8 protein-coding genes are annotated in these 6088 nt (G+C 41.6%); 1 reads left to right on the top strand and 7 read right to left on the bottom strand.

Features of this window, described 5'->3' with window-relative positions:
• Positions 1-148: 148 nt before the first annotated feature.
• Positions 149-703 (bottom strand): GNAT family N-acetyltransferase, encoded by a 555-nt coding sequence (locus EJP82_RS24975; RefSeq protein ID WP_127194788.1) that lies wholly within the window; start codon positions 701-703, stop codon positions 149-151.
• A 108-nt stretch (positions 704-811) separates the two neighbouring features.
• Between EJP82_RS24975 and pdxR the strand changes: the two genes are divergently transcribed.
• Positions 812-2239, top strand: a complete 1428-nt coding sequence (gene pdxR / locus EJP82_RS24970; RefSeq protein WP_127194787.1) for a MocR-like pyridoxine biosynthesis transcription factor PdxR — start codon at positions 812-814, stop codon at positions 2237-2239.
• A gap of 60 nt (positions 2240-2299) precedes the next feature.
• Here the strand turns inward: pdxR and EJP82_RS24965 are convergent, their stop codons facing one another.
• The 6 genes from EJP82_RS24965 to EJP82_RS24940 form a co-directional block, all read right to left on the bottom strand.
• Complete coding sequence (locus tag EJP82_RS24965; protein ID WP_211350293.1) at positions 2300-2509, bottom strand: NAD(P)/FAD-dependent oxidoreductase; 210 nt, start codon at positions 2507-2509, stop codon at positions 2300-2302.
• 162 nt (positions 2510-2671) lie between these two features.
• Positions 2672-3013, bottom strand: coding sequence for a nitrous oxide-stimulated promoter family protein (locus tag EJP82_RS24960; RefSeq protein WP_127194785.1), 342 nt, complete (start codon positions 3011-3013; stop codon positions 2672-2674).
• A gap of 342 nt (positions 3014-3355) precedes the next feature.
• Entirely contained in the window at positions 3356-3766 is a 411-nt protein-coding gene (locus EJP82_RS24955) for a hypothetical protein (RefSeq protein ID WP_127194784.1), read from the bottom strand.
• Positions 3763-4206 (bottom strand): LytTR family DNA-binding domain-containing protein, encoded by a 444-nt coding sequence (locus EJP82_RS24950; RefSeq protein ID WP_127194783.1) that lies wholly within the window; start codon positions 4204-4206, stop codon positions 3763-3765. Before EJP82_RS24950 ends, EJP82_RS24955 begins: the two co-directional genes overlap by 4 nt.
• A 207-nt stretch (positions 4207-4413) precedes the next feature.
• Positions 4414-5316, bottom strand: a complete 903-nt coding sequence (locus tag EJP82_RS24945; RefSeq protein WP_127194782.1) for an alpha/beta fold hydrolase — start codon at positions 5314-5316, stop codon at positions 4414-4416.
• 23 nt (positions 5317-5339) lie between these two features.
• Positions 5340-5954, bottom strand: coding sequence for a TetR/AcrR family transcriptional regulator (locus EJP82_RS24940; RefSeq protein ID WP_127194781.1), 615 nt, complete (start codon positions 5952-5954; stop codon positions 5340-5342).
• Positions 5955-6088: the final 134 nt, after the last annotated feature.

The raw sequence follows: 6088 nt of genomic DNA, 5'->3' as shown, positions 1-6088 counted from the left end.
TTAATTTTTGGACCTATGCTTTAACTTAATGACATTGCCCTCTCGGGTGTCTTTTCTTTGCTCCATATGGCGTCGTGGGAGTCCTTAAGCCTTCTGAAGGCAACGCCACAAAGGGTGATCCAACATACATTTTCACGAAGGTAACTACTCAGTTTAGCTGATGAATAGCACGGAATTCACTTTCCAGGATACTCATCAGAATAGAGTCATGATAAGCATGATCATAAAAAAGCATCTCTCGCTGCACGCCTTCTCTTTTGAACCCAAGCTTTTCATATACATGAATCGCCCTCTGGTTATAGGAATACACATTGAGCTCGATTCTATGTAGATTCAATACCCCAAAACCATAATTGAGCAACAAGAGCATTGCCTCCGTGCCGTAACCCATTCCCATATACGTACTATTATTAATCGCAATACGTATATAAGCGTTCCGATTCATCGGATCAATGTCTCCAAGCGCAATGTCACCGACCGGAATATCCGTCTCCCTTTCTGCGATCACCAACAGTACGCTGGACTCATCCTGTGCTTTCTTCTCGATATATTGAACAATTTGTTCCTTCGTGTGATGTTTCTGCGTCCCCGTCAGTTTACGTACTTCCGAGTCGTACAAGCTTTCAAAATACCACCCTGCATCCTCCACGTCTATTGGCCGAAGATACACCTTTTGCCCTTCCAGAAATCGAACTGCTTTCATTTTCATAACTCCTTTTCATCGCTAGTTGTTTCTCAATATAGCACCATATTGTATACTTTAAAATATACAGATTACATATATTTGAAATGACAGATGAAAGGACCCCCGATGAACTTATTGCCAAACAGTACACTGAGCAAATCATATCTGCATAAGGAAATTTATGAAAAAATAAAACAAGATATCATTTCCGGCAAACTTAGAGAGCAAACCCGCCTTGCGTCCATAAGGAAGCACGCGGAGTTTCTTGCCGTCAGCACGACCCCGGTCGAGATGGCCTATCGTCAGCTAATCGCTGAAGGGTTTATAGAAAGCAGACCACGCAGTGGTTTTTTCGTCGTCAAATTGTCAGATATGTATCGTAACCTTGATATGACCCAAGTGGTCCAAGGTCCTGATTCTTCCCTACCCACACTACAAGCACAGAAACCAGAATATATTTATGATTTTCACATGTCTAAAATTGACTTCACTTATTTCCCGGTTCAAGAATGGAAGAGACTTTTGAATCAAGTATTTAACCCAGAAAGTGTTGATATACTCTTCTATGGTGATCCACAGGGAGAGCCCGGCTTGCGTAAAGAGATTACGAACTATTTGTACCAATTCCGAGGTGTTAACTGTAAGACAGACAATATAGTGATTGGCGCTGAGCAACATTTACTCATTCACATCTTGGGACAAATCCTCAAGGATCATTCCGACTGCCTTGCTGTCGAGAATCCTGCCTACCCACTCGTATATAACACTTTCCAGACAACGGGCTATCAGATTTATCCGATGCCTATGGATGCAGGGGGGCTTGATCCTACTGCTCTCAAGGCGAGTCATGCTAGGATCGTCAGTATTTCTCCGTCACACCAATTTCCAGTTGGTACAGTTATGCCGGTCTCACGAAGACTGGAACTGCTGGAATGGGCCAAAGAGGTGGATGGGTTCATTATTGAGGATGATTATGGTGGGGAGTTCCGCTATCAGGACAAGCCTGTTCCATCACTGCAAGGTCTTCTTCCCAATGACAATGTCATCTATTTAGGTGGATTTTCTCAAGTGCTGGCACCAGACATTTGCATTCATTATATGGTACTTCCCGATAAACTGGTTCCTCTGTACCATCAATATAGAAGGAAGGTTATGATGGAAGGCTCTTCTTCGCGAATTCACCAGAACACGCTGGAATTGTTCATGAAGAATGGCTCTTTCGAAAGACATATTAGACGGATGAGGAATGTTTACCGCAAAAAAAACCGTGAACTTCTCACGGCCATTCAACAGCACTTCAACAACAAAGCAATAGTGATTGGAGCTAGTGCCGGCCTTCATGTCATCCTACAAATTCACTCTCATTGGTCAGAAGAGGATTTAACCGCTATAGCCAGGAAAGAAGGAATTCGCGTCTCCCCCGCTACTGGTTTTTATTTGGACGAGACACCAGGGCAGAAACAATTCATAGTCGGCTTCGGTGGCATCAAACTCAATTGTATCAATGAAGGGATAGGTCTACTTCACCATATTTGGACACCAATGCTACAGTGAGCGACACTACCCCACGTATCTTTATAATGTGTATTACCAACAGCTGACTGAAACATAGCTCTAAGTGGTCTGAGCCATATGATCGGCAAGCGCCTTTGCTGCAGCATAACCGGAACTCCAAGCCCATTGCAAATTGTACCCGCCGCAATCTCCATCTACATCCATAGCCTCACCGGCCAAATACAGTGCTGGAGATACATTCGGCCATCCTCCAAACTTGTCAACGGAAGTCCGAGCATACAGCTTATGGTGGGCCCAAATTATCCCCATTTCAGCGCGACTCATAGACACATTAGGTGAAATAATTTAGACGATTAGCATATATTCGAACTGGAGATTGGAATCGTGGATATACAAGACATTGCCTCTCCTAGTAAAATAACAGCTAATGCTAGAACTTAAAACGGACATCAAATGATGTCCGTTTTTCACTTATTTTCTCAACTTAGCTGGTAGTGGAATATGCCGAATCGACTCAATGGGATGATATAGTAGCATCCACGGACCAGAAAAACGCATGACTCCTTTAATTCTTTGACGATAATCCGGTTTATAACAATGGACAGGGCATTTTGCACAAGCTGTTTTCTCTTCACCGAACTTACAATAGGCTAGCCTCTTCAGAGCATACTCATTTAAATCCTGACATTCCTCGCAAAGTCCTTCATGACGATGTTGCTTCTTACAATATATACGAATCATTTTGGTAACAATATCTTGTTCTTTTTGAATTTTAGGACCATCATTTAACTTCCACTTTACCTTTGTTGTCATATATGAGCCCCCTTGTGACTTGATCTCATCTAATTATTAAGCATCCTGCCAAACTAGACATCTTCGTGGGAGTCGAATCATTCATAACGAATCATTAAAGCCGGAAAATTCCCAACACTGATCCAGCCTACAGCGACATCGAATACATCCGACCATCCTCCAAACCTGTCGACGGAAGCCCTAGCATGTTAAAAAAGTCGATAGTTTGACGATACCAAATTGCTGTAGGACTAGCAATGGAAAATCAGGCTGATTCAAAAAACGAAAAGAGCCAGCCTCCTTTTCAAGAGGTCATGGCTCTGTTGTTCTGTAAATCATCACGATCTTTAGAATTGGAAACCTCTACTTCAAAATCTTGTTCAACTCTTCAGCCTTCTTCTTGCTATCTATTCTAGCGTAAAAATAAAAGGCAATGGTATGCAATACAACGGATAACAACAACATTCCCGGAAACCAAGGTGCTATGAAATGAAACATCTCTTTTGAAAACAACCAAACAGCGAGGATTCCGCCTAAAGTATTCAAAGTTGAGGAGATAACAATATTCCAAATCGGTTTTAAAGTGAGGTAATTCCATAGGGCATTATAGATAACCCCAAATATTCCGGCTGAAATCAGTGCGATACCTACAACATTCCACATATATCCGATACTGATCGATTGATCCTTAAAAAAGACAGTTATAAGCAAGACTACCCACAATAATGTCACCGTAAATACTTGAAAGAATGAATGTTTTAATTGGTTTATCATGATAATTTCCCCCTGAAATTTTTAATGTAAAAGCGACTAACAAAGTAACTGGAATTGTCATTTAATATCACTTTGATTCGTGCATTATCTGTTGATGAGAACTCCTTTATGTAACTTGTATTAACGATGGTTTGATTATTGATTTTCAAAAAATGTGAATCCAAGCTTTCTTCGACAAACTTCAATCGTTTATTAAGAAGAAACATTTCCCCAGTAATAACACGCACACTACACATTCGATCTTCCGATTCTATAACTGCAATAGAACTTAACAAGATTTGCACGTTACGATTATTTTTGGCGTTGATGACTATAAGCTTTTTTTCAGTGGTGTTTAGTGCTTCTTCAATATGTATCCAATTTTCTTGTTCAGCAGGATTGGTTATGACTTTAGTAACACTTCGATCTATCCCTGCATCAGCTTCAAAAATAACCTTCAATTTGTTTCCCCCTCCCTCTCACAACTCATATTACAGGCCAATTAGAGTTAAAACTACTATAATACGTTTTCTTGCATTATCTTGTAAGTTTGTTACATTGGACGCCGAATTGTAAGTAAGAAGTGCAGCATAGTACACGCTATATGCCTAGTAACAGCAATGTTCTCTAAATAAAAAAGACACCCTCTCAGGTGTCATTTGGTTGCTCTATATGGAGGCGAGGGGTGTATGGTTTCCGTCTCCAAGATATTCAATCATCATGGTGTTGATTTCATTCGCAATCTCATGATTAATGCCGTGCCCGACTTGTTCAAAGAAACGCACGTTCATACCATACCGGATCAGTGCCTCTTTACCGCCCATTTGAGCAAAAGGATCCTCTTCCCCAATCAGATACAACGACTTATCACGTAAGCTAGCAATTTGATGGTCGCTCAGAGGAATAAACTTATGGTAAGACATCGCCATATTATTGAACCCTTTGAGGAGCCATTTGAAATGCTCCATGAGGTTATCATTTTTGAGAAAAGCATCCGAATTCGCACCTAACAACTTATGAACGAGCCTTTCAATATTCCGTTTTGTGGGGAACAACGCTTCGGGCAGAAAAATTCTAAACATCACTTTCATCACATTGCCACCACTTGCTGGCACGCTTCCAGCGAGACATACGATTCGCTTTACCCGCTCAGGACGCGCCACAGCGTAATATTGGATGAGATATGCTCCATTGGATGTACCCGCCATACTGACATCATCAACCGCCAGACCATCAAGCACTTCGTCGATCCAGATCGCACGATCAAAGCCCTTGCCATATTCGGAATTTGGCCGGCTTTTACCAGGACCACCCATAGTATCAATAGCGATAATACGAAAATGCTCCGCTAAGTACTTCGCGTTATAGACCCACATCATGGCACTGTCGTCTCCTACACCGTGAAATAACACTAGAATAGGCTTCTCAGATTCTCCGCATAGAATGACGTGGGTACTCCCATAACGCGTTTGGATATCACACTCCTCGTAATTAACCCCCCACATACCCAGCAATTGATCATAGGTGATAAGAAGGTGTTCCTCCGCTTTTTTGCTTCTGTATATCTTCATAAATCCGTACCTCCGCTCCTGGATTATGTCACGATATATCTGCGATAAAAACGTTGTATTAGCACGGCAAGCTCTCGATTAGCGCTGTCGATATCACTGGGCTGCACTTCACATCCCCCGCAATGCTTCTGAAAGATTGAATACACCAGGGAATGATACTCCATAGCCAACTGATCTGCATCATCCTCGCGAAAGAACCCCTTAACAACCATCTGTGTGAATACTTGGGACTGATGCTCTAACGGCATGGTAAATATCAAATTACGGTATAATTCCGCAGCCTTGGGATTCGATTGCTTCTCAATGAATAGCATGCGGATACATTTCAATACATGGTCTTCTAAAAAATATCGGTTCAAAAAATGTACTGCAGCGCCGACAAATTCCGTTTCCCCCACACTATCAATCTGTGAAAATTGGTTGTTGAAGGCAGCTTTCATAGTGGTGATTAACTCTTCTATCAGTCCTAACAGATGATTCAAAATATCCTGTTTGCTTTCAAAATGATAATAAATCGTACTTTCCTTGATCCCGATGATTTTCCCGATATCACGAATGGATACAGCATTGTATCCATGTACTGCAAATAGCTCCAGCGCCGTTTGCTGGATCATCAGTTTCGTTGGATTCACCTGCATCGTCAACGCTCCTTCCAGTCTATCTAACAGTTGTTAGATAGACTTTATCTAACAATCGTTAGATTGTCAATAGATGGAATGGATGTTGTAGCCATGTGTCGCCTTTTCGTACCATGAAACGCAAAAAAAGACAC

The sequence above is a fragment of the Paenibacillus anaericanus genome, assembly GCF_003994475.1.
Taxonomy (GTDB): Bacteria; Bacillota; Bacilli; order Paenibacillales; family Paenibacillaceae; genus Fontibacillus; species Fontibacillus anaericanus.
This window is presented reverse-complemented; position numbering and strand designations above follow the sequence as displayed.

Coding starts and splice junctions, on each gene's coding strand:
- EJP82_RS24965 (WP_211350293.1), bottom strand. CDS start 2,509: ATGGGGATAATTTGGGCCCACCATAAGCTGTATGCTCGGACTTCCGTT.
- EJP82_RS24960 (WP_127194785.1), bottom strand. CDS start 3,013: ATGACAACAAAGGTAAAGTGGAAGTTAAATGATGGTCCTAAAATTCAA.
- EJP82_RS24955 (WP_127194784.1), bottom strand. CDS start 3,766: ATGATAAACCAATTAAAACATTCATTCTTTCAAGTATTTACGGTGACA.
- EJP82_RS24940 (WP_127194781.1), bottom strand. CDS start 5,954: ATGCAGGTGAATCCAACGAAACTGATGATCCAGCAAACGGCGCTGGAG.
- pdxR (WP_127194787.1), top strand. CDS start 812: ATGAACTTATTGCCAAACAGTACACTGAGCAAATCATATCTGCATAAG.
- EJP82_RS24975 (WP_127194788.1), bottom strand. CDS start 703: ATGAAAGCAGTTCGATTTCTGGAAGGGCAAAAGGTGTATCTTCGGCCA.
- EJP82_RS24945 (WP_127194782.1), bottom strand. CDS start 5,316: ATGAAGATATACAGAAGCAAAAAAGCGGAGGAACACCTTCTTATCACC.